This is a genomic window from Rothia sp. HMSC069C10, assembly GCF_001812205.1.
Classification (GTDB): Bacteria; Actinomycetota; Actinomycetes; order Actinomycetales; family Micrococcaceae; genus Rothia; species Rothia mucilaginosa.
Genome location: NZ_KV808303.1, coordinates 59,558 through 86,359, shown reverse-complemented (window position 1 = coordinate 86,359; position 26,802 = coordinate 59,558). Strand labels below are relative to the sequence as shown.

The window sequence follows — 26,802 nt, the reverse complement described above, 5'->3', positions numbered from 1 at the left end:
CCGTGCATCTTCATTGCATTCTGGTGGGTGCCGGTGGCGCTATTACGAAGACAGCCACTATAGGGGTCGCAGGTTTGATTCTTCTTCCGACCTCAACTATCTGCGGGGTCTAAGCCATGAGGGTCTCCATTGGGGCGAGACTTGGGATGACCGGATTAGCTCAGTTAGGTATGTGTATTGCTAGGTGAATGGTGGTAGAGGGACAGGATGCTTTCCTGCTTTAAGTTTTTCTTCCACTCTGAAAGGAGGGTGTGCTCTTGCATAAAAGTAGTGCATTCACAATCACTGCCCTAGCAGGCGCGCTTTTGCTGTCTTCATGCGCTCAGGGAGGTGCCTCAAATTCTGAGTATAAAGCCAAGCTCGATTACGCGAATAATTTGATTACTCTTCCCCTGGAGGAGTATGACTATGACGATGCGTCAAGGGCTGTAATTAATGAGGCGGTCGCCCGTATCATGCAAGTATGTTATGTAGCTAAGGGATACTCTGATGCTGTCCCTGTGTTCTCTGATGATCAGCACAGTAATATATATGGTGCCTGGAATGTTGAATATGCCAAGAAGTATGGATATTTCAATGAAGAAAAGTCTCGAGAGCGCACGCAGGCGGCAGAGAAAATACCGGCAGAGATTAGGAAGGAATGTCGCAAGGAAAGTGCCAATCAGTTGAAAGAAATTGAATACGAGAATGACAATGACTCTTTCGCTTACCGGCTTAGACAGGAAGCCTATGCGAGTGCGAAAAGTGATCCGGAATGGAATAAAGTTCGCTCTGAATGGTGGAGCTGCCTAGAGAGCAATGGGTTAACACCACGCAAGGATGACCAGGCGTGGGGTAGTCAAGAGACGTCCAATATTGACGTAAGTTCTAAGAGTGAGGAGGAAAAAACTCAAGAAGTGATTCGCCTCGCAACTATCGAAGCGGAATGTAATCAGAAGGTTGGTATGGCTCAGCGTCTGGGTGATATTGAGGCATCCTACCAGGGGCCTCTCATTGAGAAGAACCAGGCGAAGCTTAACCAGTTGAAAGAAGAGAAAGAAAAGCATGTGGCGAGGGCGCGTGAAATTATCGCCACTAGTCAATAACACATTCTGTTTGAACTGAATAGTACAACTAATAATTGTGATGGAGGAGCCCAGTGTTTGTGGGCTCCTCCTGACTTTCCTGGTTGAAAGGAGTCGGTAACAATGAAGGAATTTGCTGCTCTGTTCGCCTGCTTTGCTCTTAAAGAGTGCTACGCGAAAAAAGGATGCGATTTTGAAATCCTAGAAAATGGCTGGGTTTCTGGTGATGCCTCCGGTATGGCTCCTGGAATGTGAAGCATGTGTGCGCGTCGGAACCTTTTTTATTGGGGTTTTTATTGGGGTATTGGGTGATTCTTTGTTTGGGTGGGGTGTTGAGTTTTTCACATGAATGTGGGTACCCACGGGGTTTGATGCGTTGTTTGTGGTGGGGTTGTGTGATGTTATCTGGATTTTTTGTCTTGTAAATGTAGTAAATAATATTTAAATATATCTAAAGCGGGTAAATCCCATATTATCATATAAGTGATTTAAATCACTAAATAAATTGCCTAGGTGTGTTAGTATTAATTCAAGTCACAGGGAATACGAGAGTCGCACTCTCAATTTCGGTTTGGGGCATGCGATGGATTTCCTGACTTCGGCTCGCCAATGGTTGCGGGTTGTGGATATGAATGACCGCGGCGTCATTCTTTTGAAAGGAGATTCTGATGAGGATCTTTAATAAGTCTCTTGCTGTTGCGGCCTGTGTGGCTGCGGTGACTTTCGGTGCGGTAGCACCTCCGGCACATGCGGGTGTTACTTTCTATTCGGATGCCAATTTCCTTGGGCCCCGTATGGAAACTGAGGGGACGACCCATTTGGATTGGATGAGTGACCGTGCATCTTCATTGCATTCTGGTGGGTGTCGGTGGCACTATTACGAAGACATTAATCACAGGGGTCGAAATTTTGAATCTTCTTCCGACCTCAACTATCTTCGCGGTCTAAGCCATGCGGGTCTCCATTGGGGCGAGACTTGGGATGATCGTATTAGTTCTGTTTACAAGGTAAACTGCCGCTGGTAATTGTGATGGAGGAGCCCAATGTTTGTGGGCTCCTCCTGACTTTCTTGATTGAAAGGAGTTGGTAACAATGAAGAAATCTTCTGCCCTACTCGCCTGCTTTGCTTTAGCTTTAAGTTCCTGTGCCGCTGCGCCTAAGGATACTAGCCTCAAAGCCCAGCTGGATTTTGAAAATAACTATATTACTCTTCCCCTCGACGAATACGATATGAGTGACCAGGCCGAAGATATAACATATAGGGCGTATTTGTTGATTCTTAAAGAGTGCTATGCGAAAAAAGGATACGATTTTGAAATTCTAGAAAACGGCTTGGTTTCTGGCAACGCCTCCCAGTACGGCTCCTGGAACGTGAAGCATGCGGCGAATCATTTTACGTCCATCCAAGTCAGAGATGAGCAGGAAAGGATTTATAAGAGCATCCCTGAAGACGTCAGGGCCAGCTGCCGCGAAGAGCATCGGGAAGAACTGGATATGCTCTATTTTGATGAGGATGATGAGAAAAAGTACCGCCCCGTCGAGCGTATCCGTAGTGAAGCGTACATGCGTGCGCAGGCTGACCCTGAATGGAAGAAAGCCCGCTCAGATTGGTGGGACTGTCAGCGTCAGGAAGGGTTGACGCCTCGCACCGGGGACGGTGAATGGACGAGCAAAGAAACGGCCAGTCTGAATGCTGATGATCCCAAAGTGTTGGAGGAGGTTATCCGCCTGGCAACCATTGAAGCTCAATGTAGCGAGAAGGTGAGGTTGGCCCAGCGTCTGGGTGATCTTGAGGCGTCTTATCAGGGGCCTTTGATTGAGAAGAATCAGGCGCTGCTGAATGAATTGAAGGCTGAACGTGATGCGAAGATAGCGAAGGCGCGCGAAATTATTGCCACCCACCAGTAGATATCAGCAACAAGCAGATAGCATCCCTTGGGATAATTGGGGTAACTCCGTTTGAATGCTACAACGAGGTATGGAGGAGGAAAGCCTATGCGTAAGGCTCTCTCTGCGGTAACAGTATTCTGCCTGCTGGGGGCGTGCGTATCCTGCTCCAACAGTGCCGAGCGGGACACCTCACGAAAAGCTGTTCTCGATTATTCAAAGAACTACATACACCTTCCACTGGACGAGTATGCCTTCGATGAACTAACAATCCGTACGGTGAGCACGGCGTGGCACACGCTCATGTCCGAATGCTACGCGCACCACGGGCAGTCCTACGCTGTGCCCTCAATAGACACCCCGCAACCCGGGGGGCTATACGGCAACTGGAACGTCGAGTACGCCAAAAAGTACGGGTACTCCCAGAAGGAATCCCGAGGCCCAGACGATTCAGCATCAGACGACATCAACGCCCGGTGCCAAGAAGAGGTGAAAACCGCATTCTCTGACGTCGAACTGGACGAAAAAGAATACCGGTTTGTAGGAGAGCTAAACTCACAGGCATACACCTACGCCTCCCAAACCGATGAGTGGAAAAATATTCGCTCAGAATGGTGGACCTGCCTGCGTGAACGCAGACTAACCCCCAGGGAAGGAGAGAGCGACTGGATGTCCGAAGAAAGCGCACATCTCATGACCTCCTCCCAAGGCAACGAAGAAGCTAAGCCGGAGGAAATCCGCCTCGCAACCATCGAAGCGGAATGTAACCAGAAGGTGGGTATGGCTCAGCGTCTGGGTGATATTGAAGCGTCCTATCAGGGGCCTTTGATTGAGAAGAACCAGGCGAAGCTCAACCAGCTGAAAGAAGAGAAAGAAAAGCGTGTGGCGAGGGCGCGCGAAATTATCGCCACCCGCCAGTAGCCACACCCGCTGAAGGGCAGAACGGGCGAACCAGCCGCGGATAGCCTCCAAGAAAATCCGTGCATACGAAAATTTCACAAGAAGGAGCCGGGGAGTGTCACCACTCCCCGGCCCTCACTTTATTCACTCTCAACCTCGCAGCCCATGCTGGCGCACCTACAGGCCCGCCAGCTCAAGGCCACTCAGCGTCAGGCTGCTTAGTCCTTTAGCCCACCGGAACGTTAACGTTCACCAGCGAGTACAGATCCTTCGGATCATCCGGGCTAGCAACCAGGTCAATGAACTGCTGCAGGTCGGTGTCCTGCGTGGCCGCACGGGCATAACGCAGACCCGAGAAGTCAGCAATCGCGAAGCCCACCGAATCAAACAGGGTAATCTGCTCATCCGACACGCGGCCCGGCTCCTCACCGGTCAGAACCTTCCAGAACTCCACCACCGGGAAGTCCGGGTCCTTCTGCTGAATCTCGCCCTCAATGCGGGTCTGCGGCGGGAACTCAACAAACACGGTGGAGCGGTCCAGAATTTCGCTTTCCAGCTCAGTCTTGCCGGGGCAGTCGCCACCAATAGCGTTCAGGTGCACGCCGGGCTTCACTTGGCGGTCCAGCAGAACCTTCGCCTGCTGCTTATCGGCGGTGCAGGTGGTAATAATGTCTGCACCCTCAACAGCCTCGTCCACGTCCTTAGCCAGGTGGATGCGGAAGCCCAGCGGCTCCAGGTTACGGCGGAACTTCTCCATCGCGTGCGGATCAACGTCGTAGACGGACAGGTCCTCAATGCCGAGCACAGCGCGCATACCCAGCGCCTGGAACTCAGACTGCGAGCCGGTACCAATCATTGCCATCTTCTTCGAATCCTTGCGTGCCAGGTGCTTAGCAACCATGGCGGACACGCCAGCGGTACGCAGCGCGGTCAGCAGGGTCATCTCAGCCAGGAACACCGGGTAGCCGTTGTCCACGTCAGCGAGCAGACCGAATGCGGTCACGGTCTGGAAGCCGCGTGCCGGGTTCGACGGGTGGCCGTTCACGTACTTGAAGGAGTAGGTGATGTTGTCGGAGGTGGGCATCAGCTCAATCACACCGAAGGGGGTGTGGGAGGCGACGCGCGGAATCTTGTCGAAGCTCTGCCACTTCTTGAAGTCTTCTTCGAGGAAGTCGACCATGCCGGCAATGATGTTGCCTACGCCGTCCTTCTGAATCCACTTCGCCATCGAGGCGACGTCAACAAATTCCACCGCGTGTGCGCTAGGACGTTCAGTCATGATTTTCTCCTTTGAATATCTGCACAAAACTTCTTTGTGCATCTGGTGGTCACTGCGGATATCTATTATCTCAAAATATATTGCAGGACACACCGTATTAGAAATGCTGTAGATATGTACTTTGCTTTATGTATTACACGGATGTAATACGGAACGAACACGAAAAGACGTGCAGGGAGGGGGGTTCTAGAGTCTAGAGCTCCTAGAGCCTAGACCTCCTAGAGTCTAGGGCTAGGGTCTAGAACCCCCTCATTCGCCTTCGCCGGGATATTACCGGGATTACAGGCAACCGGTCGGGTTAGCTACCCTTCGGGTTGTCCTCGTCCTCAAGGTCACCCAGGTCAATGTGGGTACGAGGCTCCGAAACGAGCTTCTTCACCACGGGGCGGGCAGCAATCACGGGCACGGAACCGGTGTAGCCTTCACGGACGCGAGCAATCTCGTTGACGCGGTCACGAACCGTGTACCAGCCGATAATCAGCAGCGGGATAACCAGCAACAGCGATGCCAGGGTGTAGGTGCCGACCGGGTAATCCAGTGCCATCAGCACCAGCACAACAGCCAGGAAGACCATCACAGCCCAGTCGCTGAAACGACCGCCGGGTGCACGGTAGTTGGGGCGCTTGTACTTGCCCTCGCCGACCAGCTTCAGGTACTTCTGGTGCGACATTGCGATAGCCGCCCAGCTAGCCATGGTGCCCACCGAGGCGATGTTCAGCACGACCTCGAACGCCTGCTCGGGAACGAAGAAGTTCAGCACAACACCGAAGAGGCCAATCACACCGGTCAGCAGAATACCTGCCACCGGAACGCCGGAGCGGGACACCTTAGTGGTGAACTTCGGTGCCGAACCTGCAACACCCATCGAGTGGAGGATACGACCGGTGGAGTACAGGCCAGCGTTCAGCGAGGAAGCAGCCGCGGTAATAACGACCAGCTGCATAATCGGTGCGGTGCCTTGAATACCGATAGCGTCGAAGAAGGTCACGAACGGCGACTCTGCGTCCTTGTATGCGGTGTAGGGCATGAGCAGGCAGAGCAGAACCACGGAACCAACGTAGAAGATCGCGATACGCCAGATCACGGTGTTGATAGCGCGGGGGATAACCTTCTCAACGTTCTTGGTTTCACCACTGGTGGTGCCGACCAGCTCAATACCGGCGTAGGCGAACACAACGCCCTGAACCACGATAAGAGCGGGAAGAATGCCGTTGGGGAAGAAGCCGTCGTTGGCTGCAATAAGGCTCAGGCCGGGGGTGACGCCGTTGATGGGTTCACCGAAGACCAGGTACCAGATACCTACCGCCATGAAGGACAGCAGGGCAAGAATCTTAATGAGTGCGAACCAGAATTCCAGCTCACCGAAGAGCTTCACGGAGATGAGGTTCAAAGCAACGGTGACAACAACAACGATGAATGCGCTGAGCCACTGGGGAATATCCGCGAAGAACTGGTTGTATCGACCGAACCAGCTGATGTAGATAGCAATCGCGGTGGCGTCTGCAACGGCGGTCATTGCCCAGTTCAGCCAGTACAGCCATCCGGATACGAATGCGGCCTTTTCGCCGTAGAATTCGCGGGTGTAGGAGACGAAGGAGCCCGAGGAAGGGCGGTGAAGGATCAGCTCGCCGAGGGCTCGAAGAATCAGGTAGCCGAAGAAGCCGATGACGGCGTAGATAACGGCGAGCATGGGGCCTGCGTCCTGCAGGCGGCTACCGGTGCCCAGGAACAGGCCGGTACCAATTGCGGAACCGATGGCGATCATCTGGAGCTGACGTGCGCCAAGCCCCTTGTGGAAGCCTTCCTGTTCGTGTGCGAACGGGTCATCTGTGGGGGGCTTAGTGTACTGATCCGCTGCAGAAGTCTGCGGGTTCTTGTTCGGTGAGGTGCTCACGCTATACCTCCTTGGATAGTTACGTCTGAAGCACGTGTTACACGAAATGTGGTTGGGAACACGTCTGCGGGTTGTAATGACTATAGCACGGTAATTTAGGTAATATAACTCGCATCACGTAACAATTTATATACATATAATGCATATCTTATAAATATATTTGGTTCATGTTGTATTGTGTGGTTTTCATTGTTTTGTGAAATAGATTAATTGAACCCTGAGTCCAAAAAATCAATTATCCCACCACCGCACAGCACAAGAGCACCCACAACGGGGTGCTCTCACAACCTATTCAAAACGGGGACTTAGCCCTCCATCAGGCGGTCAATCTTCGCCCGCAACGCGCGCTCACGACGATTCAACCACCACCAGCTCGGCCAACGCATCAACGACTTACGGCCCACCTGCACGACCGAGGGTAGCTTCGCCTCCGCAAGCGCCACATCAATCTCGTGGTCACTCGCGCCCTCATCACGCATTTTCTCCATCAACTCAAGGGATTTCGCCATATCGCCATGCCCCAAAACATGCCGACTCTTACGCTCCAGAACCTCATCCAACTGGGCGCGCACCGGGGCAATAGCCGCCGCATTCGGATGCTCACGCTCAGCACGACGCTGCGCCTGGCGGGCACGCTTCTCACGTTTCGCGTCGAGCTGTTTCGGATTATTTTTAGCGCTCGCCTTGCTCATGGGAGGTTCCTTTCGTCGCGTCTGGGTGATGTGTACGCTGGCCTGCACACACAGAAGACATCAAGTCATTAACACCTCTACTTTACCGCGGTAATTCGCGGAAATTTCGCTGCAGTAAACCCAAAAAAACCCACAAAAAATTAACGATAAATAAGTCGTATCTTGGTAAAATAGTGCGAGTAGGAGGCGTCTCGCGCGCCAACAAAATATGGTGAACCGGCCCAGCATCGGTAACCGGTCGCATCTATCCAAGGAGTCAGCATATGGCTATTGCAACCCCCGAAGTTTACGCAGAAATGCTGCAGACCGCGAAGGAAAAGGGCTTCGCGTACCCCGCAGTGAACGTGACCTCCTCCCAGACCCTGAACGCTGCAATCCGCGGCTTCGCAGAGGCTGGCTCGGACGGCATCATCCAGGCATCCACCGGTGGCGCAGCATACTGGTCCGGCGCTTCCAAGAAGGACATGGTCGTTGGCTCCCTGGCCTTCGCAGCATACGCACGCGAAGTTGCTAAGCAGTACGACGTGAACATTGCACTGCACACCGACCACTGCCCCAAGGACAAGCTGGAAGGCTTCGTCCTGCCCCTGCTGGCAGAGTCCGAGAAGGCTGTTGCTCGCGGTGAAGACCCCATCTTCAACTCCCACATGTGGGACGGCTCCGCAATCGACCTGGACGAGAACCTGAAGATCGCTGCTGAGCTGATCGAGCGTACCTCCAAGGCAAAGCTCGTTCTCGAGGTTGAGATTGGTGCCGTTGGTGGCGAGGAAGACGGCGTTGAAGGCGCTATCGACGACTCCCTGTACACCACCGTTGCAGACGCAATCAAGACCGTTGAGGCAATCGGCCTGGGCGAGAAGGGCACCTACATGGCTGCTCTGACCTTCGGTAACGTTCACGGCGTGTACAAGCCCGGTAATGTTCACCTGCGCCCCGAGCTGCTCAAGGAAATCCAGACCGAGGTCGGCGCTAAGTACGGCAAGGGCGACAAGCCCTTCTACCTGGTCTTCCACGGTGGCTCCGGCTCCACCGAGCAGGAGATTGCAGACGCAGTGTCCTACGGTGTTATCAAGATGAACATCGACACCGACACCCAGTACGCATTCACCCGCCCCGTTGCTGGCCACATGTTCAGCAACTACGACGGTGTGCTGAAGGTTGACGGCGAGGTCGGCAACAAGAAGACCTATGACCCCCGCGTTTGGGGTGCAGCTGCAGAGGCAGGCATGGCCGCACGCGTGGTCGAGGCTTGCCAGCAGCTCGGTTCCGTCGGTACCTCCATCAAGTAAGGTGCTGTTCGCCCGCCGTAGCTCCCGTAGGTGCTGCCGGGTGTGAACCTAAGCTTCGTTAAGCGAAAGCGGTGCCCGCTTCCTCATCACGAGGAGACGGGCACCGCTCTTTGCTATGTAGTTTAGAACCGGGTGAGCCAGGCGCTCGTTGCCGGCAGGGGTGGGTTTACTTGCCGCCGCAGCCGCAACCACCGCATCCGCAGCCGCCGGACTTCACAGCCACCGAACCGGAGGTGGGGATACCGTCGCCGGTGTCGCCACCCATGAGGTTCACGCGGTTACCGATCTCGGGGCCGCCGACCGGCTGGGGTGCCTTACCCGCCAGGGTTGCCGCGAAACCGGCGGGTTCGCCGCTCAGGTTCGGGATCATCGACGCCGCCGGGGAACCGGACGGGCCGCACGCAGCCGCTGCCGCATTAGCCTTCGGCTGGGCAACCAGGTGGGCGCGCGCAAAACGCTTAATCTGCTCGGCAGTCGGGTACGCGAAGGACACCTTCACCTCACCGTTGACGAGCATGAGCGGCAGAACCTCGCGGCCGTTCATCTCAATCTGCTCGGCGACCGGTGCGCACTCTTCAAATGCGGACGGGTAGGAGTCGGTGGAGTACACCTCAATGTACACGCCCGAATCCAGCGCCTCCTGTGCGGCGCCCAGGAACTCGGAGCGCTCCATATCCTGCGGATCCTCCGGGTTCTCACCGGGGCCCGGAATAAATACTTCAAGAACGGTCTCAGCCGCTTCAGTCATCAGTTTTTAGCCTTTTCTTTCTTATCAGCGCCAGCTCGGGGGAGGGGCGCCAGTCCTTCACTAAGTGTACTCGTGCCCTCAAGAGTGCAGAAGTGTGAGTTGAAGTTCCAGATTTGCGGAATATTTGCAGAATTCGAGTCGAATGACCCTCAGCTCGTGAGCTGCGGGTTCAGGTGTTGTATTCTGAGTGCATATGCACCGGAGTGTGCGAACCCTGCAATTCAGGCAGACGTCGCCCGGTGTGAAACCAAGAAGGCAACGACGCCCGCATCCGACGCGGACGCATCAGCGTTACAAATACACGCTATTCATAGCGCCACACGACCAGAAGGAGCATACATGTTCGGTTTCGGCAAGAAGAAGAAGGAAGCTGCCGCACAGGAAGCATCGTCCGCAGACGTCTACGTCGCACCTGCTACCGGCGAGTACCTGCCGCTGAGCGAAGTCTCCGACCCCGTTTTCTCTCAGGGCGTTATGGGCGACGGCTACGCAGTGAACCCCACCGCAGGCACCATCGTCGCACCCGTTGCAGGCACCATTGCACTGATTCAGGACACCCTGCACGCATTCATGCTCCGCACCGAAAACGGCGGTGAGGTACTGGTCCACATCGGTATCGACACCGTTGAGCTCGGCGGCGACGGCTTCACCAAGCTCGCTAACGTAGGTGACAAGGTTGAGGCAGGCGCACCCATTATCGAGGTCGACTGGGCAGCTATCGAGGGTCGCATCCCCTCCAAGGAAACCATGGTGATGATTACCAACACCGCAAAGTTCAACATCTCCAAGGACTCTGAGTCCCGCCGCCCCGTTGCAGCCGGTGACCGCGTCGCTCAGGCATCCAAGAAGTAAGCTGAACCAGCGAAAATAGCTCAGCTTCAACAGCGGTGAAAACCCGCGAAAATACTTAACGCAAAAGGTCGCGTCCTGCAGGCTCAATCGGGCTACAGGCGCGGCTTTTTTCGTTACACGAGAAATTTTTTAACGCCGCATGAAATGCCGCTATTAAAAGCGGCGGAAAAGGAGGAACACATTCACCCGCATTGCACAGCGGGTAAGAATGAGGCGCACATAATACCCTATTTGCTTGTGAACGCAGTGAATCACCGATAAAAAATCGTTATCCTACATAGAAGTTGCAGTTTGAGTTGAGAGAATCCGGACCCTCAGCTATAAACCAAAACTTCAATGACCAACCACACACATTACGCTCAACTCATAAACGAAAAAAGGACCACTACGGTGACTGCATTCCCGAAGATCTCCAAGAATCTGAGCCGCCGCGGCTTCATTGGCGCCTCCACTCTGGCGCCCGCCGCCCTCATGCTCCAGGCAGGCGAAGCCCACGCCGCAGCCAACACCCGCGCACAGCTCGCGGCAGTACACAGCGGCTCCCCCGCACATCAGCTGCTCTACAAGACCGATGAATTCTTCATCGCCCACCGCGGTGCCGGCAACATCAGCCCCGAGCACACCGCCTACGCCTACGCAGAGTCCGTACGCCGCGGCGCCCTCGCCGTCGAAATTTCCGTACGCACCACCAGCGACGGCCAGTTCGTCTGCATGCACGACACCAACATCAAGCGCACCACCGGCGCATCCATGGACGTGCGCGGCCACACCCTCGCCGAACTGCGCCAGCACAAGGTCAACATGCGCAAGAACCTGGGCGAAAAGACCGACCTGTACAACATCCCCACCCTCGAAGAAGCCATCGCAGCCGTTGACGCCGTACCCGCAGGCGGCGAATATGCCTCCGTCGGCGGCAAGAAGGTCGTACTGTTCCTCGAAGCGAAGGACGGCCCCGCACAGGCAGGCCTCGTCAAGTTCATCACCGAACGCGGCCTGCAGCGCCGCACCGTCATCAAGATGTACCGTGACGGCAGCGGCGGCTTCAAGCCCACCTCCCGCTACCTGAAGCTTGCCAACTCCGCAGGCTGTGCCACCTGGTGCTACTTCGACGGCGGCGACCCCATCGATAAGATTTCCGCAATGGCACGCCACGAAAACGTGGACGCCATCGGCGTACCCTACTACGAGAAGCCGACCGGCGCTTCCCAGGGCTCCATGAGCGAAGAGAACGTACGCGCCCTCACCGGCCTCGGCAAGGCAGTCATCGTCTGGGAAATCCACCGCCGCTCCGCCTACGAAAAGTACAAGGCACTGGGCGTGAAGGGCTTCATGTGCCCCGACCCCTACTGGGTAATCGGTGACCCCTTCGACTCCAGCGTCAAGATCAAGACCGGCAAGCGTCCCCACGGCATGCTGCCCGCCGACCCCTCCGTCGCAGCGGACATGCCCGACCTGACCGGCGTAGCCATCGTGCACAACCAGCGCTACGACGAATCCGTACTGCTCGGCCCGCTGGCGAACTACACCACCCGCGAAAAGTACACCCTCGACTTCTCCATGAAGTGGACCGGTGCACTGCCGCAGCAGGACGGCCACTACGGCTACGTCGCTTTCGGTCGCGAACACGACGGCCCCTTCGGCATCGGCAAGAAGTTCGCCGCAAACCAGGAAGACGGCACCTACGTGCTCGCCATCCGCCCCAACTACCGCGGCAACTCCGTAGCGCAGATTCTCTGCTTCGAACCCAAGCAGACCAGCCCGCGCGTGCTGCACACCATGAAGCTGCGCCAGAAGGTCACCACCGGCCAGGCACTGAACTGCAAGATTGTGGTGAACAAGAACAGCTTCTACTACACGGTCAACGGCCAATACTCCAGCCCCATCAACCACAGCGCCTACCGCGGCCCGTACGTACACTTCGGCCGCTTCCACGGCACCAACGATGGCGGTCCTCTGGAGCTGACTCGAATCGAGGCACGTCAGTCCTGGATTTGAGAGGACCGGTGGGCCTAGTCCACCTAGGGGCCCGCCTCACCGCCGCTCAGCGGTGAGAACACGGGTACCGGGCAGAGCGGATGCAACACCGAGCATCCCTTCCGGGCAACGCTTTCCATAATCCCCAGCTCCATAATTCTCAGATAGGCGCTCGCACACCGAGTGAGAATCAACCTGAAGAATCCACCCGAAGGGGGTCGTATCCACAGCGGATGCGGCCCCCTTCGGCGTGCCCGCGGCCTTTTCAGGGTCGGGCGAGGGGGAAAGGTGGGGGAGGGCGGACTGGGACGTGTAGGTGGGGGACGTGTAGGCGCGCGGGGCAGGGGAGAGAACCGCAGGGTTGGTTCGAGGCGCGCAAGGACGTATAGGCGCGCGGGGCAGGTTCGAGGGGTAGGGGAGTGCGCGGTACTAGAATTAAAAGCGTCAGAGTCGACCGCACCGGCCGCCCCAACCCGAAAGGCACGCCATGACCACCTCACCCGAAAGCTCCGCCGAGAGTCCCGCCGCAAAGCCCGCCGCGAAATCCGCCCAGCTACGAGGCCGCACCGAACCGCACATGCAAAGCATCAACATGCCGCAGCGCGAACCCATCGACCCCTACGAGCGGCCCTCCTACCCCTTCTTCTACGTGCCCACCGACCTGCTTATCGGCGGCAGCTGGGTCACCGGCGACAACGGCTCCTTCCCCGTGCACAACCCCTCCTGCGGCCAAATCCTCGCGCACGTCGCCGACGCCAGCGTCGAACAGGGCATCGAAGCACTCGACGCCGCCTGCGACGCCCGCACCTCATGGGCGGCAACCAGCGTGCGCGAACGCGCCGATATCCTCAACCGCGCCTACACGCTCATGACGCAGCGCACCGAAGTCATCGCCCGGCTCATGACCCTCGAAATGGGCAAGCCCCTCGACCAGTCCCGCGGCGAGGTCGCCTACGCGGCAAACTACCTGCGCTGGTACGCCGAAGAAGCCGCCCGCAACTTCGGCCGCACCGCCGTTGCCCCCGAATCCGGGCTACAGATCACCACCGTACGCCGCCCCGTCGGCCCCTGCCTGCTGATTACCCCCTGGAACTTCCCGCTCGCCATGGCGGCACGCAAGGTCGCCCCGGCGCTCGCGGCGGGCTGTACCGCGGTGCTCAAGCCCGCCTCCCTGACTCCGCTCAGCTCCCTGTACTTCGCGGACCTGATGCGTGAGGCGGGCCTGCCGGACGGCGTGCTGAACGTGGTGACCACCTCTCGTACCGGCGAGGTTGTCTCCGCGCTGATGGCTGATGAGCGCCTGCGGAAGGTCTCGTTCACCGGCTCCACCGCCGTGGGCCGCACCCTGCTCGCGCAGGCCTCGCAGAACGTTCTGCGCACCTCCATGGAGCTGGGCGGCAACGCACCGTTCATCGTCTTTGAGGATGCGGACATCCCCGCCGCCGTGGAGGGCGCCTACGCGGCGAAGATGAGGAACATGGGCGAGGCATGCACCGCCGCCAACCGATTCATCGTGCACGAGGACATTGCTGAAGAGTTCACCCGCGCCTTCGTGGAGCGCATGGAGGCGACCGTCGTGGGTGACGGAACCGTCGACGGAACCGACTGTGGACCGCTAATTCAACCTTCAGCGGTTGAATCCATGCTTTTTATGGTCGAAGACGCCCTGGGTAAGGGGGCGCTCCTCGCCTGCGGCGGGTACATTCCCGAGCTTGGGGAGAACGTTCCGAGCGATACCGGAGGCATGCCCAAAAACCTGAACCAGGGCAACTTCGTGACCCCCACCGTGCTGACCGGCGTGACCGATTCGATGCGCGTGTGGCGTGAAGAAATCTTCGGCCCCGTCGCCCCGATTGCCACGTTCAGCGGCTACGGCGAGGAGGGTGAACGCACCGCCCTGAAGCTCGCCAACGACACCGAGTATGGCCTGGCGGCGTACGTGTACACGAGCAACCACCCGCGCTTTACGCGCATGGCGGCTGGTCTGGAGTTTGGCCTAATCGGCTACAACTCCGGCGTCATCTCGAACGCGGCAGCCCCCTTCGGTGGCGTGAAGCAGTCCGGTATGGGTCGCGAGGGCGGCCCCGAGGGACTGGAGGAGTACACCGAGCTGCAGTACATCGGCGCGCCGAACCCGTTCGCCGGATAAGCCCGTTTGCCGGATAGGCCTGTTTGCCGGATAGGCCTGTTTGCCGGGTACGGCGGGATGCCGGTTACAGTGAACCCTGAATACGTCGAAGAACCCTGGATACGCCGAAGCCCCGGCGGGCACCCGAGAAGGTGCCCGCCGGGGCTTTACGCTGTCTACATCATGCGCGGGCGTTAGAACTGGCTCTGTCTAGAGCTGGCACAGGGTTTATATCTGGTGCAGGGCTTAGAGCTGGTGTAGCGCGAGCAGCTCGCGGCTGAAAGCATCTGCGGGACCCTTGCCGCACGAGTTGGGGCGCGGCTCAAGGGTGACCCGCTCGAAGAAGGTGACCCAGGTGCGTCCGTCGGTGTGGGAGGTGAGTGCCGCCTCCAGGGTGAGGTGTTCGGCGGTGTCTACCGCGGGGTCGATGCCCGCCTCACGGAGCGCAATGAACGCCTCCCGCCCCGATGTTTCACGTGAAACCAAACCTCCAGAGGTTACTTCTTCGCCCTTTTGCTCCAGTTCGAGGCGTACGGCAACCTCCGCCGCCTGCTCCACCGGAGTATCCGTGCTACGGCCTCGCAGACCGTGCAACGACGGAATGGAACGACCTGCCAGCGACAGGTACGCCGCCAGCGCCGAAGGCTCCGAGAGGCGACCGTAGGTGTAGCCGGTGGGCAGCATAATGCCGACCGGGGCAAAGCGGTGACCGCCCGTATGCGAGCACTCCCAGACCGCATTACCCGGCAGGATATCCGCCAGGTGCGCCGCAATGGGGCGACCGCGCAGGGCACAGCAGCGGTCACGCTTGGAGTGGGTGCACACGAGAATAGCGGGGGAATCCATGAGCTCCGCGCCGGTCGCCTGAATTAACTCCTCCGGGTTGTCCAGGGGTAGGTCGAGGAGCTGTTCGGGGGTGCTCACGCTGAACGAGTAGAGCTTCTCCTCACCCGGGGTGCAGAGCGCGTAGAGCACCCGGTGGGTCGGGTTGCCGGATGCATCCGGCGCGCCGTGCAGTACGCGCCCCGCCCTGCCCACCTGGCGGATCAGTAGGAACTTCAAACCCGCCTGCGAGACTGCCTCGCCCAACGCCTCCGAAAGCTCCTCGCCGAGGGCGGAGCCGTCTAGCACATCGCGGCCCCACTGGCCCACGTGTTCGAGAGCCAGCCAGGCGGTGGCGCGTCCGGCGGTGCCGCCGAGAGCCTCGTCGTCGTAGAGGGAGCAGGAGTCTACCGGGATGCTCGTGGCGCGGGTGCGTGAAGAGAGCTCATCGGCGTGTGCGGCACGCAGGTTGTTCAGCTCAGCGGGGTTGGTGGCGCGCGGCTCGGGGGTTGCGGGGGTGCAGGATTCAGTCATGGTTTCTCGATTCTACGCCTGTAGGATGTGAATGACCTATGTTGCCCCTGTATGGTCTAAATGCTGAAAAACAACCGCTCAAGGGTGATTTTCAGGGGCTATCCGGCGGTTAACTACTCAGGAAGGAGCGCCAAAGCGACGCGGTAGAGGCGGTCCTTCTCTTCGGTGCTGCCGAAGAAGGAGCGGAGCATGTACCCCTGGAAGATCATCATGAGGGCGTCCGCGGTGTCGCGGGCGTAGTCGGTGATGAGTGCCTCCTGTTCGGGGGTGCGCTGTGCCGGATCGGGGTCGATCTCGTGCAGAACGCTCAGCTGTTCAGCTGCCCAGGGGGTGAGGGTCTTTACGATGATGCCCTGCAACAGGGGCATGATGTCCGCGGTTGCCCTGGCGATTTCGGGTGCGTGGAGCGACTCAAGGCGGATGCGCAGCATGGCAGAGAAATTGTCGTTTACCAGCTGGTTCGTATGGATGGTTTCGAGAATGTCTTGGGGGCCTGCGCCTTCGGGGAGTGTTTCGTAGAGCTCCTTGACGTTGTTGAGGCGCTCGTTGATGGCGGTGATGAGGATGTCTTCTTTGCCGGAGAAGTGCGAGTAGATGGACCCGGAGGACAGTCCGGAGGCTTTGATGATGTCGCTCATGGAGGTGTTGGTGTAGCCCTTTTCGAGGAAGCAGCTAATGGCGGCTTCGATGATTTGGGCTCGGCGTGCGGCTTTGGTGGCGTCTGTTAGTCGGGGCATGGTTCCAGTCTAGGGGGTGGGGCTAAAGAACGCGTAAACACAACACTGATTCTTTTTGTGACTTTACAAACAAAATAGCTATTTTGTTTGCACTCGGTAAAAATCGAGAGTAGAGTTCTGACTCGTAAACGAAATAAGCATTTTGTTTGGAGATTGTCATGAACAACGAAACCGCCACCGCAGTCACCGCAGAAGCAGTGACCGCCGCAGCCACCCAAGCTGCCGCATCCCAGAAGATCGCGGCAAAGAGCATTGCAGAAACAAGCACGCAAGAAACCACCGACCGTTCCTCCTGGCTCAAGGTCATCACCACCTCCGTACTATCATCCTTGGTGGTAGCACTCATCGTCCTAGCTTTCACCTGGCCCACCAAGACCATGGAAGCAAAGAACCTGCCCGTCTCTATCGCGGGCCCCGAGGTGACCGTCAGTCAGTTCGAACAGTCCCTCAAGGACAAGGGCATCGAGACCTTCGAACTGAAGCAGGCATCCTCCCGTGAAGAGGCTGAGCAGCAGATTAAGCAGCGCGAAACCTACGGCGCAATCATCTTCACCGAAGGTGCCGCACCCGAGGTGCTGACCGCCCCCGCCGCCAACACCGCAGCAACCCAGATGCTCAACGGCGTTGCCACCCAGCTGAACGCACAGATTCAGCAGAAGGCGCTGACCGCTAAGACCGAGGCTCTCACCCAGGCGGTGCAGGCGGGCGGTGAGCAGGGCGCGCAGGCTGCCGCCCAGCTGGAGCAGATGAAGGCTCAGGCCGAGCAGGCATCCGCTATGGCGGTGAAGACCACCGCGGTGGTGCCCCTGAGCGATAGCGACACCTCCGGTTCCGGTATTGCTATCTCCGCGTTCCCGCTGGTCATTGGCGGTATTTTGGGCGGTTCGTTCTCAGCCCTGCGCGTGAACGGCACGTGGCGCCGTTTCGTCACCGCAATCCTGTACGCCGTCATCGGTGGTGCGCTGACCGCCCTGATTCTGAACGTGTGGTTCGGCCTCATCCCCGGTGACTTCGCAACCCTGTGGGCCGCATTCGGTGCAACCTACCTGGCTACCGCGTCCTTCATCGTGGGCGTGAGTGCTCTGTCGTCGCCGTTGGCAGGCCTGGGCCTGGGCGCCGTGGTGACCATGTTCATCGGTAACCCGATTTCGGGCGCGTCCATGCCGAGCGTGTTCCTGCCCGGTGCGTGGGGTCAGATTGGTCAGATGATGGTTCCGGGTGCCTCCTCGACTCTGCTGCGTTCGATTGCGTACTTCCCGGAGGCTTCAACGAGCGGCCAGTGGCTGGTGCTCGGTTCCTGGATTGCGTTCGGTCTGCTGACCGGCGTGATTGGCTGGGCCCTCAAGGAGCGCCGCACCGCAACGGTGGAGGCATAAGCGCTACGGGTTAGGCCGCCGGTACAACGCAAGAAGGGTGTGCGCCGCGTTCACTGAACACGGCACACACCCTTTTCTGTCGACTTACCGACTGTTATGCGCTGTTACTGGTTGTCGAGGACGTACTGCTTGAACTGCTCGTCCCGGCGCTTAAATTCTTTGAGCTCATTCTCCAGGGCAGCCTGGTTCTTAGCGACGAGCGGCTTCTGGTACTGCGCCTCCAGGTCGTAGAGCTTCTGCGAACGGCCTACATCCTGATTGCACTGCGCCTGGATGACGGCGATTCGAATTTCCTCTTCTGAGGGGGTGGTGCTCTGAGGAATATTCTTTTCTTCCTTGACGGTCACCTCACTATCGGGGGTGAGGCCCTTGTCCTTGACGCATCGCTTCCATTCGTCGTCGAGGGATTTTTTGAGCTGTTGATCCCCAGCGGCGTTTCGAACGTCAGTCTCCACACGCCTATACGTGGCGGAGCCGCCGGGAATCTCTCCAATTTGCTTCATCTCATCGCTGGCGCGCTGATAGCATTCGGTGCTGACATCCTTCCCAGGGTCGGATGAGGGTGCAGGGGAGGAGAGGTCCAGCGTATTTGAGTCTTCGCGCTCGTGGAGGCCGTATTTTTGGGCGTGCTCAACGTTCCAGATCCCGTAGGTTCTGCCGAGGTTCCTGCCGGATCCTTCGGTGGGGACGAACATCTCGTAGTGTTGCCCGTGTTCGGCAAAGCACTTTTTGCGGGCGAGCTCAAGGGCTTTGGTGAAGTATTCGCCCTTGCCGGCGGTGTTGTATGCGTCCAGAGGCAGGATCACCCGGTCATTTTCTACGTCGAAGATTGCTCGGGCGCTTTCGTCCTTCTCTAGAGAAGGGCCGAAGGAGCAAGAAGACAGCACAGTGCTGATGAGGGCAGCCGCCAGGAGCTTTTTCAAAGCTGACATGGTGTATATCCAATCTGTTACGGGGAGCCCGTGGCGTCGCGGCCACAACCCCCCCGTAGACCACGCGAACGATGTGGCCTTGAGAACACTTCTTGAGAAGGTGACTTAACAATACCCCTAGTGGATGCGGGTTTGCGCTCAATAGGGAGGTGCGTGCAATAGAAAATTTTCCGCCGCGTGGCGGGTTAGGTGCCGGTTGCGGAGCGGTTCGGCGAAGCCATGATGGAACCCCGCCGAAACCCCGGCAAAAATACGGTGGAATCACTGCGAAAACTGTGGAGAGACAGGACGCGCAGGCGGGTGCACCTGATTTGGTGCCCCGCCCGCCTCGCGCCACAATGAACACATGACCGCAGAAGACACCAACGCACTAACCAGCGCCAGGCTCGACCTCTGGCTCTGGTCGGTGCGCATCTTTAAAACCCGCTCTCTCGCCGCCGACGAATGTAAAGGCGGCCACGTGCGCGTCAACGACGCCCCCGCCAAACCCTCCCAAAAACTCAAAAAAGGCGACGTGGTGCGCGTGCGCTACCCCGGCTGGGAACGCGTCTTCAAAGTCGAAAAACTCCTCGTCAAACGCGTAGGCGCACCTATCGCCGTCACCTGCTACGAAGACCTCTCCGGCCCGCGCCCCGCCTACCTCTCCATGCCCCCGGTCGCCAAACGCGAACGAGGCAGCGGCCGCCCCACCAAGAAGGAACGCCGCGCCCTCGACGAACTGCGCGGCCGAGGCGCCTAACCGCGCATCTCGCGCGCCTATCTCGCAGAGTGCACCCCGCCCCGCGCGCGGGCACCCGCCGCAGCGGTGGGGAGTAGCCTAGAAGGATGAGCACACAGAAGCACCCAAATACTGAACCCAGTAGCACTGCGCCCGGTGGCGCTGCATCCGGCGCGCTCGCGAAGAATACCGCGAATACCGCCGCGAGCCCCAGCGCCAACACTGGCGCCAACACCGCCGAGCCTTCGCTGAACCGGCGCATCCTCGCACTCGCCGTACCCGCCTTCGGCGCGCTCATCGCCGAACCCATCTTCGTGCTCACCGACTCCGCCCTCATCGGCCAACTCGGCAAGGCAGAACTTGCGGGCATGAGCATCGCCGCCACGCTCGTCACCACGGTCGTGGGCCTCATGAACTTCCTCGCCTACTCCGTTACGCCCGCCGTGGCGCGCGCCTTCGGCGAGAAGAACCTGCGCCGCGCCTGGCAGATCGGCGTGGACGGCGTGTGGGTCGCCTTCGGCCTCGGCATGCTTCTCATGATCGCCGGATACGCCTTCGCAGACCCGCTGCTGCGCGGCCTCGGCGCGACCGACGAAACCATCAGCTACGCCCTGGACTACCTGCACCATTCGCTGTGGGGTATTCCGCCGATGATGATTATCCTCGCGCAGGTCGGCACGCTCCGCGGGCTGCAAGACACCGTCACCCCGCTCAAAGTCGCCACGGTCGGCACGCTCGTCAACATTGTGCTGAACTGGCTGCTCATCTACCCGGTCGGCTGGGGCGTCGCCGGTTCGGCGACCGGCACCTCCCTCACCCAGTGGGGCATGGCTGCCGCCCTCGGTGTGGTCATGATGCGCGGCACCCGCGAGCACGCCGTCCCCTGGGCACCCGACGTCGCCGGCATGCGTTCGGTGCTCTCGCTCGGCTCCTGGCTCATGCTGCGCACCCTGTCCATGCGCATCGCCTCCCTGCTGACCGTGTTCGTCGTGGCACGATTCGGCACCGAACACACCGCCGCATACCAGCTCGGCATGGGCGTATTTAACCTCTTCCTCTACGCCCTGGACTCCCTCGCCATCGCCGCCCAGGCGCTACTCGGCAAGGAACTCGGCGAACGCGACCTCAACGTAGAATCCGAGCGTGCGAAGGTGCGCCAGCTGAAAAACCGGCTGCTCCGCATGAGCCTCATCTACGGCGTTATCACCGGCCTGATCTGCCCGCTCATCGGCTTCTTTGGCTCCTGGATTTTCACGCAGGACGCGCAGGTGGCGTTCCTCTTCACCATCGCCACCGTCATCATTGCCCTCGGTCAGCCCATTGCCGCGTACGTGTTCACCCTGGACGGCATCCTCATGGGTGCGCAGGACGTGAAATACCTGGCAATCGGCTGCTTCATCATGCTCGTGATGTACGTGCCCGTCATGCTCGGCCTGCACTGGGCGGTCGGCAACGGCACCATGGATGCGCTCGCCGGGTATTGCGGCTTGTGGGCGGCGTATATTCTGTACTTCCAAGGAATCCGTGCGGTCATTTTTGGCCGCCGCGCCCGCTCGGATGTGTGGATGAAAGCCGGTGCCCAGTAGGGGCTTCGCAGAGGGACTTGTAGGGGGCTCTGGAGGTGCTTCTCCGGGGAACTTTGGGTGTGCGCCGGGGCGGCTGGACTGGGCGTTTTGCGGCGGTACTTCGCGCTCTCGCGGCGTATTTCCTGCGGGCGTAACTCGCCACATTTCGTACCGCCCGCACCCTCCGCGGGTGTAGCATGACAGGGTATTGAAACCCTCATGCAAAGGATGAAACCGTGACCGTAACCCGCGAAGAAGCCCTCGAAATTTTCGCCCGCCGCCGCGCAACCCGCGCCTACGACCCCGACCGCCGCATCAGCGACGAAGACTTCGCCGCAATCCTCGAATTTGCGCGCCTGTCGCCCAGCTCCGTCGGCACCGAGCCGTGGAAGTTCCTGGTCATCCAGGACCCCGAACTGCGCGAAAAGCTCAAGCCGATCGCATGGGGCATGGCGGGTGCCCTCGACGCCGCAAGCCACCTGGTCGTGCTGCTGGCGAAGAAGGGCCTGCGCTACGACACCCCGTGGATGCGCCGCACCCTCGAAGGCCGCAACCTCACCGAGGAGCAGATGCAGGCTGCACTCGAACGCTACGGCAACTTCCAGAAGAACGACATGAAGATCCTGGAAAGCGACCGTGCGCTCTTCGACTGGGCGTCCAAGCAGACCTACATTGCCCTGGGCAACATGATGACCGGCGCCGCAATGCTCGGTATCGACTCCTGCCCCATCGAGGGCATGAACTACGAAGCAGTGAACGAGCTGCTCACCTCTGCCGGCCTGTTCGACCCGGAAGAGTTCGGCGTGTCCGTGGCCGTGACCTTCGGTTACCGTGCCCGCGAGATCGCGCCGAAGAGCCGCCGCTCCATCGAGGACCTGGTCACCTGGGCGTAAGGTTCTGCCGGGCTCTTGGCGAGGTTTTCTTACCGGGTTTTCGGACTCAGGCTTTCAGGCGGGGCGTTTGAGCTAGATGTTCAAGCCGCCGCCCGTGAAAACTAAATATAAAGAAATGCACCGCCTTTACACGGGCGGTGCATTTCTTTATATCTTTTACCGTGCGAAAAGCATGGCGAGATATGCTTTTGAAATTTTCGTTTGAAATCGCGCGCAGCGATTCATTCTGTATAACGGCAGAGCGCTACTTCCTAAACGCCGTCAGACGCATAGAATTCAGCACCACAAACACCGAACTAAACGCCATTGCCGCACCCGCAATCATCGGGTTCAGCAGGCCCGCCACGGCAACCGGAACAGCCACCGAATTGTAGGCGAACGCCCAGAACAAGTTCGACTTAATGGTGCGCAGCGTAGCGCGGGAGAGACGCAGCGCCGTGACCACCGAAGCAACATCCGAACGGGTCAGCACAATATCGGCAGCCTCCGCGGCAACGTCCGTGCCCGAACCCATCGCAATGCCCAGCTCCGCAAGAGCCAGCGCCGGGGCGTCATTCACGCCGTCGCCGACCATCGCCACGCGGTGACCGGCGGCCTGCAACTTCTCAACCACCTGCGACTTACCCTCCGGGGTCACGCCGGCGTACACGTTCTCAGCCGAAATGCCGACCTGCGAGGCGACCGCCTGCGCAACCTGCGGGGCGTCACCGGTGAGCAGGATCGGCTCCAGGCCGAGCTCACGCAGCTGTGCCATGGTCTCTGCAGCCTCCGGCTTGGGGGTGTCGGCAACCGAAATCATGCCGACCGGCTGCAGAGAGGAGGTGGTGTTCGGGGCCTCATCAGGTGCCTCACCGCGGGCAACCACCACGGTCGTCAGACCCGCCCGGCGAGCCTGATCCAGCAGAGCCAACTGGCCCTCACTCAGCTGCGCACCTGCCGCCTGCAGGTACTCGGGAGTACCCACAACAACCAGTCGGGAGGCGCCATTCTCGGTGCTTTCCTTGGCACCGTCACCCGCGCCGCTCAGCACGCCGCGCACGCCTCCGGGAACACCCTCAAAGCCGCTCACACTCGGCGCCGAAGCACCCTCAGCCAGCACACCCTGCTCACGGGCAAAACCGGCAATCGCGCGGGCAATCGGGTGCTCACTCAGCGCCTCCACGGCGGCGGCATCACGCAGAACAGACAGGGAACGCTCATTCTTGGAATCTGCGGATTCCGGCGAAATACCGGCAAAGTCACCCGCCGACTCATAGTCGTCAAAAGTGCCGTAGAACGCCACAGACATCTCACCAGTCGTCACGGTACCGGTCTTATCCAGAACCACACGATCAACCGTGCTCGTCGCCTCCAGCACCTGCGCATTACGAATCAAAATGCCCAACTGCCAGCCGCGACCCGTACCCGCCAACAGAGCCGTCGGAGTCGCCAAGCCCAGGGCGCACGGGCACGCCACCACCAGCACCGACACCGCCGCGTTGAACGCCGCCGCACCGTCACCGGACACCAGCCACCAGCCGACCAGAGTCAGCGCCGAAATCACCAAAATCACCGGCACAAACACCGCAGAAACACGGTCCGCCAGGCGAGCAATAGGAGCCTTCGTCTCCTGCGCGCTCGCCACCAGCTCACCCATCTTCGCCAGAGTCGTCTCAGCGCCCACGCGGGTCGCACGCACCGTCAACGAACCAGACGTATTCACCGTGGCACCCGTGACCGCATCACCCGGACGTACCTCCACCGGCACAGACTCGCCGGTCAGCAGGGACGCATCCACCGCGGAGGTACCCTCGACCACCACGCCGTCCGTGGCAATCTTCTCGCCCGGGCGCACCAGGAACAGGTCATCCGGCATGAGGTCCTCCACCGGAACCTGCACCTGCTTGGTCACGCCCTGCTTATCGGTGCGCAGCAGGGTCGCCTCCTTCGCGCCCATGCTCAGCAGGGTGCGCAGCGCATCCGAGGAGCGGTGGCGGGTGCGGTGCTCAATTGCGCGGCCAATCAGCAGGAACAGCGTCACCATGGACGCCGAATCGAAGTACAGCGGCGCATGGTGGCCGGTAAACATCGACCAGAAGCTGCCGCCCGCATGGTGCACGTGCGCCGTCAACGCCGGGTTCATGAGCAGCTGCGCCAGCGAATAGAAGTACGCCACGACCACGCCGAGGGACACGAGCGTATCCATCGTGGAGGAGCCGTGACGGGCATTGATGAGCGCGGCGCGGTGGAACGGCGCGGCGCACCAGAACGCGACCGGCGCGGTCAGAATCGCCACGACCCAGCCCCAGTTCGGGAACTGGAACGCCGGGAACATGGAAATCAGGAAGATGGGCACACCCAAAATCGCCGCATAAATAATGCGGTCGGTGAAGCCGCCCTTCATGCTCGGGGTGGTGTGCTGACCGCCGCCGTCGGATGCGCTCGCATCAGTCGCGGCGCCCACGCGCGGGCCGTTTTTGAGGTGCGCCTTGTAGCCGGCGTTGTTGATGGTCTCAACAATCTGCTCGTCGCTCACGCCCTCGGGTACGATGACGCGCGCGGACTCCAGCGGCAGGTTCACCGCCGGGTCAACGCCGGGGATTTTGCGGAGCTTACGCTCCACGCGGCCCACGCAGGATGCGCAGGTCATGCCCTGAATGTCCACGTGGATAATTCGGGTTGACTCCGTTGATTTTGCGGTCGTTCCGGCAGGATTAAAAAGAGAGCGCTCACTCTGTGATGAGGTCTCGCGGGTGCTTGTTGAAGGCTGTGTAGAAGACACAATACTTCCTCAAAACTCAAAAACGGGAGGGTAGAAAAAAGGTACACCAAGCCGGGGGAGGGGCCCCGAAGGGCCCCGCCCCGGACGGTGTATGGTGCAGTGTTTAGGGTGCAGCACTGAGGGTGTCGCGGGAGTGAAAGCCGCGGGTAAAACCGCGAGGCTGAAAACGGCGGCGGGAGTAATGCTGTGGCTGTGAAAGCGACGGCTCAGTGGTCGCCGGGTAGCCCATCCGGCCTGCTCGTGTGCGGGTGAATACCGGTCACCTTCGCGCCACGATCAGATACACCGTAGGCACGTTTCACGGCAGCCCGCGGGAACGGCGAAGCGTTCGCCTTCTCGCGCGCCTTCACGCCCTGCTCGTGCTCGGCGGAACGCTTATTCGCGTTCGTGCCGCTACGTCGCGCCGCACCGGGTGCATCCTCACGCGCCGTATATTCGGGGCTCTGCTTCACCCACGAATCGACCAGCGCCGCATCCAGATTCATTTGCCTGGCCACGCGGGTGATCGCGTCGCGCAGGTGCATGTTTTCGGCGCCGACAAGGGTGCGGACCGCGCCAACAACCATCGCAATGTACTGCGGAGGGTAAGCCATGATGACTCCTAATCGAGCCGGCTGCCGCGCTAGACGGCGGGGGTGAAGCCAGCCTCTACGATAGCGTCTGCAACAGCCTGGGTGTTGAGGGTGCCCTCGTGCTCAATGGTCACGGTGGAGACGCCGTCCTTGACGACGTCCACGGTCACGCCGGTCACGCCGGGAACTTCGCTGACCTCTTCGCTGACGCTCATAGCGCAGTGGTTGCAGGTCAGGCCGGTTGCCTTAACGGTGGTGGTGCTCATGATGATTTCCTTTCGGTAATGGGTTGAAAACTTGGGGCCGCCCGGTGTTTAGGGGCAGCGTGTTTAGCTGCGCATGAGGCGGGAGATTGCGGCGGTTGCCTCTTTGACCTTGGCTTCTGCGATGGTCGGGTCGCCGGTGCGTTCGGATTCGATGGCGGCGCCGGTCACGCAGTGGCCGATGTGCTCTTCAAGCAGGTTCAGGGAGACGGCGTGGAGCGCCTTGGAGACCGCGGCAACCTGGGTGAGGATGTCGATGCAGTATTTATCTTCGTCGACCATGCGGGCGATGCCGCGGACCTGCCCTTCGATGCGGCGCAGGCGCTTGAGGTGCGCCTCTTTGTTGGAGGCGTAACCGTGCTGGGTTTCGGGCGCCTCGCCGCCGCAGCATGCGCCGGTGTGTGCCTTGGTGGGTTCCTCAGTGGGGGCGCCGGATGCGGTGCTGACCTGGTCGGATGTGCTGTGGCAGCACTGGTTGCTAGTGGTTTCCATGGCTTAAGTGTATACCCTATGGGGGTATACCGCAAGGGGGTGTTACGAGTTGTTACGCGGTATGGGGGCGGGGGTTTGTCGATAGGGGGATTCTTCGATAGGTTACGGCCCTGTCGATAGGTTAGTGTTTTCACTGCGGGTTAAAGACCCACGGCGAAGACACTAACCTATCGAAAATCTCTGTCTAAAAAGCAGGCGACCCCGGATGCGCCAGGTTGATGGGCGGGCGCCGGTTATGGTTTAGCTTTTTCGGTAATGGGTTAGTGACTTCAGGCTGGGGTTTTAATCATTACCAAAGACGCTAAGTCATGACTGAAATTACTAGGGCATGACCGAATTTTCACCCGTGTGGAGGCGCTGCCTCTGCGGAATTTGTGCCATGGTTTAGCGTCTTTGACCATGGTTTTTAACTACGACCAAAGACACTAAC

At 59.3% G+C, this 26,802-nt stretch carries 24 protein-coding genes; 13 read left to right on the top strand and 11 right to left on the bottom strand.

Annotation, left to right across the window (positions count from 1 at the left end; translation table 11 throughout):
• Positions 1 to 251: 251 nt before the first annotated feature.
• From HMPREF2842_RS06785 to HMPREF2842_RS06775, 5 genes are all read left to right on the top strand, one after another.
• Positions 252 to 1,085, top strand: coding sequence for a hypothetical protein (locus HMPREF2842_RS06785; protein WP_083309223.1), 834 nt, complete (start codon positions 252 to 254; stop codon positions 1,083 to 1,085).
• A 102-nt stretch (positions 1,086 to 1,187) separates the two neighbouring features.
• Entirely contained in the window at positions 1,188 to 1,319 is a 132-nt protein-coding gene (locus HMPREF2842_RS09385) for a hypothetical protein (protein WP_256370613.1), read from the top strand.
• Between the two features lie 413 nt (positions 1,320 to 1,732).
• The gene (locus tag HMPREF2842_RS09415; protein WP_141747363.1) at positions 1,733 to 2,089 is read left to right on the top strand and encodes a peptidase inhibitor family I36 protein; all 357 of its coding nucleotides are present in this window, start codon (positions 1,733 to 1,735) and stop codon (positions 2,087 to 2,089) included.
• 67 nt (positions 2,090 to 2,156) lie between these two features.
• The gene (locus HMPREF2842_RS06780; RefSeq protein WP_049342002.1) at positions 2,157 to 2,972 is read left to right on the top strand and encodes a hypothetical protein; all 816 of its coding nucleotides are present in this window, start codon (positions 2,157 to 2,159) and stop codon (positions 2,970 to 2,972) included.
• Positions 2,973 to 3,059: 87 nt separating this feature from the next.
• Positions 3,060 to 3,872, top strand: a complete 813-nt coding sequence (locus tag HMPREF2842_RS06775; protein WP_070643703.1) for a hypothetical protein — start codon at positions 3,060 to 3,062, stop codon at positions 3,870 to 3,872.
• A 205-nt stretch (positions 3,873 to 4,077) separates the two neighbouring features.
• On the opposite strand, the gene HMPREF2842_RS06770 is transcribed toward HMPREF2842_RS06775, so the two are convergent.
• The 3 genes from HMPREF2842_RS06770 to HMPREF2842_RS06760 form a co-directional block, all read right to left on the bottom strand.
• Positions 4,078 to 5,130: an ornithine cyclodeaminase gene (locus tag HMPREF2842_RS06770; protein ID WP_005504242.1), complete on the bottom strand. Its 1,053-nt coding sequence runs from the start codon at positions 5,128 to 5,130 to the stop codon at positions 4,078 to 4,080.
• Positions 5,131 to 5,428: 298 nt separating this feature from the next.
• Positions 5,429 to 7,024 (bottom strand): amino acid permease, encoded by a 1,596-nt coding sequence (locus HMPREF2842_RS06765; protein ID WP_049362442.1) that lies wholly within the window; start codon positions 7,022 to 7,024, stop codon positions 5,429 to 5,431.
• Positions 7,025 to 7,329: 305 nt separating this feature from the next.
• On the bottom strand, positions 7,330 to 7,716 hold the full coding sequence (locus HMPREF2842_RS06760) for a hypothetical protein (RefSeq protein ID WP_049342000.1): 387 nt from the start codon (positions 7,714 to 7,716) through the stop codon (positions 7,330 to 7,332).
• A gap of 263 nt (positions 7,717 to 7,979) precedes the next feature.
• On the opposite strand from HMPREF2842_RS06760, the gene fbaA reads away from it, so the two are divergent.
• Positions 7,980 to 9,005, top strand: a complete 1,026-nt coding sequence (gene fbaA / locus HMPREF2842_RS06755; protein WP_012902702.1) for a class II fructose-bisphosphate aldolase — start codon at positions 7,980 to 7,982, stop codon at positions 9,003 to 9,005.
• Between the two features lie 166 nt (positions 9,006 to 9,171).
• Here fbaA and HMPREF2842_RS06750 read toward each other — a convergent pair whose 3' ends face one another.
• Positions 9,172 to 9,753 (bottom strand): arsenic metallochaperone ArsD family protein, encoded by a 582-nt coding sequence (locus HMPREF2842_RS06750; protein WP_070634587.1) that lies wholly within the window; start codon positions 9,751 to 9,753, stop codon positions 9,172 to 9,174.
• Positions 9,754 to 10,092: 339 nt separating this feature from the next.
• Here HMPREF2842_RS06750 and HMPREF2842_RS06745 point away from each other — a divergent pair, with 339 nt between their 5' ends.
• The 3 genes from HMPREF2842_RS06745 (at position 10,093) to HMPREF2842_RS06735 (ending at position 14,728) form a co-directional block, all read left to right on the top strand.
• Positions 10,093 to 10,605, top strand: coding sequence for a PTS sugar transporter subunit IIA (locus HMPREF2842_RS06745; RefSeq protein ID WP_044150002.1), 513 nt, complete (start codon positions 10,093 to 10,095; stop codon positions 10,603 to 10,605).
• Positions 10,606 to 10,995: 390 nt separating this feature from the next.
• Positions 10,996 to 12,600, top strand: coding sequence for a glycerophosphodiester phosphodiesterase (locus tag HMPREF2842_RS06740; protein ID WP_044150004.1), 1,605 nt, complete (start codon positions 10,996 to 10,998; stop codon positions 12,598 to 12,600).
• A 466-nt stretch (positions 12,601 to 13,066) separates the two neighbouring features.
• Positions 13,067 to 14,728: an NAD-dependent succinate-semialdehyde dehydrogenase gene (locus HMPREF2842_RS06735; RefSeq protein WP_070643700.1), complete on the top strand. Its 1,662-nt coding sequence runs from the start codon at positions 13,067 to 13,069 to the stop codon at positions 14,726 to 14,728.
• Between the two features lie 225 nt (positions 14,729 to 14,953).
• On the opposite strand, the gene HMPREF2842_RS06730 is transcribed toward HMPREF2842_RS06735, so the two are convergent.
• Both HMPREF2842_RS06730 and HMPREF2842_RS06725 read right to left on the bottom strand, forming a co-directional pair.
• Positions 14,954 to 16,063: a sucrase ferredoxin gene (locus tag HMPREF2842_RS06730; protein WP_070643697.1), complete on the bottom strand. Its 1,110-nt coding sequence runs from the start codon at positions 16,061 to 16,063 to the stop codon at positions 14,954 to 14,956.
• A 113-nt stretch (positions 16,064 to 16,176) separates the two neighbouring features.
• A complete protein-coding gene (locus tag HMPREF2842_RS06725; protein ID WP_070643694.1) occupies positions 16,177 to 16,800 on the bottom strand; it encodes a TetR/AcrR family transcriptional regulator in 624 nt (207 codons plus the stop codon).
• Between the two features lie 158 nt (positions 16,801 to 16,958).
• On the opposite strand from HMPREF2842_RS06725, the gene HMPREF2842_RS06720 reads away from it, so the two are divergent.
• Positions 16,959 to 18,176: an ABC transporter permease gene (locus HMPREF2842_RS06720; RefSeq protein ID WP_246823225.1), complete on the top strand. Its 1,218-nt coding sequence runs from the start codon at positions 16,959 to 16,961 to the stop codon at positions 18,174 to 18,176.
• Between the two features lie 104 nt (positions 18,177 to 18,280).
• On the opposite strand, the gene HMPREF2842_RS06715 is transcribed toward HMPREF2842_RS06720, so the two are convergent.
• Complete coding sequence (locus tag HMPREF2842_RS06715; RefSeq protein WP_070643686.1) at positions 18,281 to 19,108, bottom strand: UDP pyrophosphate synthase; 828 nt, start codon at positions 19,106 to 19,108, stop codon at positions 18,281 to 18,283.
• 346 nt (positions 19,109 to 19,454) lie between these two features.
• On the opposite strand from HMPREF2842_RS06715, the gene HMPREF2842_RS06710 reads away from it, so the two are divergent.
• The 3 genes from HMPREF2842_RS06710 to HMPREF2842_RS06700 all read left to right on the top strand — a co-directional run bounded on the left by HMPREF2842_RS06710 (position 19,455) and on the right by HMPREF2842_RS06700 (position 22,284).
• The gene (locus tag HMPREF2842_RS06710) at positions 19,455 to 19,847 is read left to right on the top strand and encodes an RNA-binding S4 domain-containing protein (protein ID WP_005507918.1); all 393 of its coding nucleotides are present in this window, start codon (positions 19,455 to 19,457) and stop codon (positions 19,845 to 19,847) included.
• Between the two features lie 86 nt (positions 19,848 to 19,933).
• Positions 19,934 to 21,412, top strand: a complete 1,479-nt coding sequence (locus HMPREF2842_RS06705) for an MATE family efflux transporter (RefSeq protein ID WP_083309222.1) — start codon at positions 19,934 to 19,936, stop codon at positions 21,410 to 21,412.
• 215 nt (positions 21,413 to 21,627) lie between these two features.
• The gene (locus HMPREF2842_RS06700) at positions 21,628 to 22,284 is read left to right on the top strand and encodes an NAD(P)H-dependent oxidoreductase (protein WP_070643683.1); all 657 of its coding nucleotides are present in this window, start codon (positions 21,628 to 21,630) and stop codon (positions 22,282 to 22,284) included.
• A 244-nt stretch (positions 22,285 to 22,528) separates the two neighbouring features.
• On the opposite strand, the gene HMPREF2842_RS06695 is transcribed toward HMPREF2842_RS06700, so the two are convergent.
• The 4 genes from HMPREF2842_RS06695 to HMPREF2842_RS06680 form a co-directional block, all read right to left on the bottom strand.
• Positions 22,529 to 24,928 carry a heavy metal translocating P-type ATPase gene (locus HMPREF2842_RS06695; RefSeq protein ID WP_256388388.1) on the bottom strand — a complete coding sequence of 800 codons (2,400 nt, stop codon included), beginning with the start codon at positions 24,926 to 24,928 and terminating at the stop codon, positions 22,529 to 22,531.
• A 323-nt stretch (positions 24,929 to 25,251) separates the two neighbouring features.
• Positions 25,252 to 25,638, bottom strand: a complete 387-nt coding sequence (locus HMPREF2842_RS06690) for a chorismate mutase (protein ID WP_070643675.1) — start codon at positions 25,636 to 25,638, stop codon at positions 25,252 to 25,254.
• A gap of 29 nt (positions 25,639 to 25,667) precedes the next feature.
• Positions 25,668 to 25,883, bottom strand: a complete 216-nt coding sequence (locus HMPREF2842_RS06685) for a heavy-metal-associated domain-containing protein (RefSeq protein WP_044150011.1) — start codon at positions 25,881 to 25,883, stop codon at positions 25,668 to 25,670.
• Positions 25,884 to 25,946: 63 nt separating this feature from the next.
• The gene (locus HMPREF2842_RS06680) at positions 25,947 to 26,372 is read right to left on the bottom strand and encodes a metal-sensitive transcriptional regulator (protein WP_070643672.1); all 426 of its coding nucleotides are present in this window, start codon (positions 26,370 to 26,372) and stop codon (positions 25,947 to 25,949) included.
• Positions 26,373 to 26,802: the final 430 nt, after the last annotated feature.